Origin of the sequence: Streptomyces nanshensis, from assembly GCF_001751255.1 — a bacterium.
Taxonomy (GTDB): domain Bacteria; phylum Actinomycetota; class Actinomycetes; order Streptomycetales; family Streptomycetaceae; genus Streptomyces; species Streptomyces nanshensis_A.
The window spans coordinates 2,813-5,250 of record NZ_LJGW01000027.1; the positions used below are offsets into that span (position 1 = coordinate 2,813).

Consider the following 2,438-nt stretch of genomic DNA (forward strand, 5'->3'; position numbering starts at 1 on the left):
GCCTCCCGGCCGCGCGGTCGCCTGGATTCCCGGCGGCGCGGGCGCCGTCACTCCCCGGGGTGGCTCGCCAGCTCCAGCGCGGCGGCCCGTACGTCGGGGGCGGCGTGGCGGCGCAGCGCACGCAGCACTTCACGCCACGGCTCGGGCCAGCCGCCCGGCGGGTTGACCGCGGAGGCCAGCGCGACGGACAGCAGCCCGGCGGCGGCGCCGCCGTCTTCCGCGAGGTCCTGTGCGACGGGCAGCAGCCGCTCCCTGGTCTCGGCCGGGCGGTGCAACGGGCCGAGGCAGCGCCGCAGTTCCTCCGCCGTGCGCCAGGCCAGGGCGGGCCGTTCGGTGTGCAGTCCGGCGATGCCGCGGAGCTGTCTGCGCAGGGTCTCGGCGTCGCTCTCCAAGGTCACCGCGGAGCACAGCAGCCGGGCGGCGAGCGGCACGAACTCCTCGTATCCGGCGAGGAGTACGCCCGTACGTCCGGCGGTACGGCGGGCGAGACGCCGTCCGCGTGCCGCCTCCCCGAGGGTCGCGGCGATGTGCTCGACGCGGCGCCGGGCCGGGCGGTCGCGGTCGGCGCGGGCGTCGGGGGTGTCCGGGGCGGAGTCCGCCGCGACGAGTCCGGAGAGCACCGCCTCCAGCGTGCGTCCGGTGCCGGGGAGGGTGACGACCAGTTCGACCAGCCCTTCGGCGGCCTGCCGCCATGTGCCGCGGTTGCCGAGGTCGGTGACGGCCGAGGAAAGGACGGCCGCCGCGTCCGGCGCCCACAGCGCCCAGTCGGACAGCGCGGCGTAGACGGCCTCGGTCACGCCGCGGTCGTCCACGTGGCACAGGCCGGTGATCAGCCGTGCGTAGCGCTCGCGGTGCCGCTCGGGCAGCGCCAACGGGCGTACGCGCAGCACCGCGTGGCGCAGGACGGGCACCGCCTGCGCGGCCGATTCGAGCACCTCCCAGGCGCGGTCGTCGTCGAGGAGGCCGGCGGCGCACGTCACGCAGACCGCTTTGACCTCCGGGTGCTGGGACGGCAACCGGTAGACGTTCAGCAGCAGTTCGGCCGCCTCGGCGAGCGGCAGGCACTCCGCGGCGAGGCGCACCATCGCCTTGCGTCCGGCGGTGCCGGCCGCGGCGCCCGGGCCGCCCGTGTCCGCGTCGTCCCCGTCCGCCGCCGCGGCCGAAGGCTGTGCGGAGTGCTGTACGGGGTGGGTCAACTGCTCTGCGGGCTGGGCCTGTCGGGCCTCCGGTCCCTGCCGGGCGGGCAGCAGCCGGTGCAGCACGTCGGAGAGCCGCCAGGGGTCGGTGTAGCGGAAGGCGCGTCCCAGCGCGGGGACGGCGACGCGTGCCCGGCCGTCGCGGGCGTGTTCCAGCAGTAAGGGCAGCGCCTCGTCGGGCCGGTCCGTACGGACGGTGGCCGCCAGCGCCGTGTCGGCGAGCTCGGACTCCTCCTGCACCGGGTCGTTGGCCCACAGCCGCAGCTCGCGCGCGCCCTCGCCGGGGATCATCGCCAGCCTGCGCAGCGCGGCGCGGCGCGCGTCCATGCCGACGGCCTCGTCGTCGGCCTCCTGCGCGAGCAGCTTCGCCGCGGCGCGCTGCTGGCGGGGCAGCCAGCGTGCGGTGCAGCGCCCGACGGGCGGCTGGGGGCGGCGGCTGTCCTCGCTGAGGAACCGGCCGTGCGGCGGTGTGGCCTCCAGCAGCGGGTCGAGCAGATCGGTACGCCGGGTCGTGATGGTCCGCGAGACGCTGGGCAGCAGCGCCGCCGAGGCGTCCACGGCGAGCACCCGCTCGGCACGCTCCGCGCGCGTGGCGCGGTTGTCCATCCACAGCTCCACGGCCGTCGCGGCGGTGGACTCGCTGCCGAACTGGACGGCCTGCCACAGCAGTTGCTGAAGCTCCGGCATGCCGACGGCACGCCTGCCGACGGCGCGCGCGAGGGCGAACGTCAGCCCGTGGTCGTCGTTCTCGGCACCCGCCTCCAGCCAGTAGCGCAGCGCCTCGTACACGGCGTGCTCCCGGCCGTGCGGCAGTCTGCGGTCCAGGTGCCCCAGATCGGCGCTCTCGGTGGTGCCGGAGAGCCGTACGGTGGTGCGCAACGCCCAGCCCACCAGGCCCTGTTGGGTTCCGGCGACATGTTCGCGCAGCAGCGCACGGGCGAGCCGGCCGAGTGCCGCGCGGCTGTCGTGCGTGGAGCCGGAGGCGCGCACGGTGTCGGCGGTGACACGGTCCAGGTGGTCGACGGCCTCGTCCTCGAAGAGCCGTGCGGGCAACTCGGCGAGGGCCGCGAGCGCCGCCGCCCGTACGGACTCGTGCTCGTCGCGCAGCCGCGCCATGTCGGCCACGAGCGCGGTGACGACGGACCGGTTGCCGCCGTGCCGCCCCGCGGTGTGCCCCGCCTGCCGTACCAGCATCGGCCACGCCTGCGCCCGGTCCGCGGGCGAGGGGCGGCGGGTGGCGGC

General features: G+C 76.8%; 1 pseudogene. It reads right to left on the minus strand.

The annotated features are described in order from the left end of the window. Positions 1–47 precede the first annotated feature (47 nt). Positions 48–2,438: pseudogene (locus AN218_RS36325) on the minus strand (hypothetical protein); the annotation flags it as partial.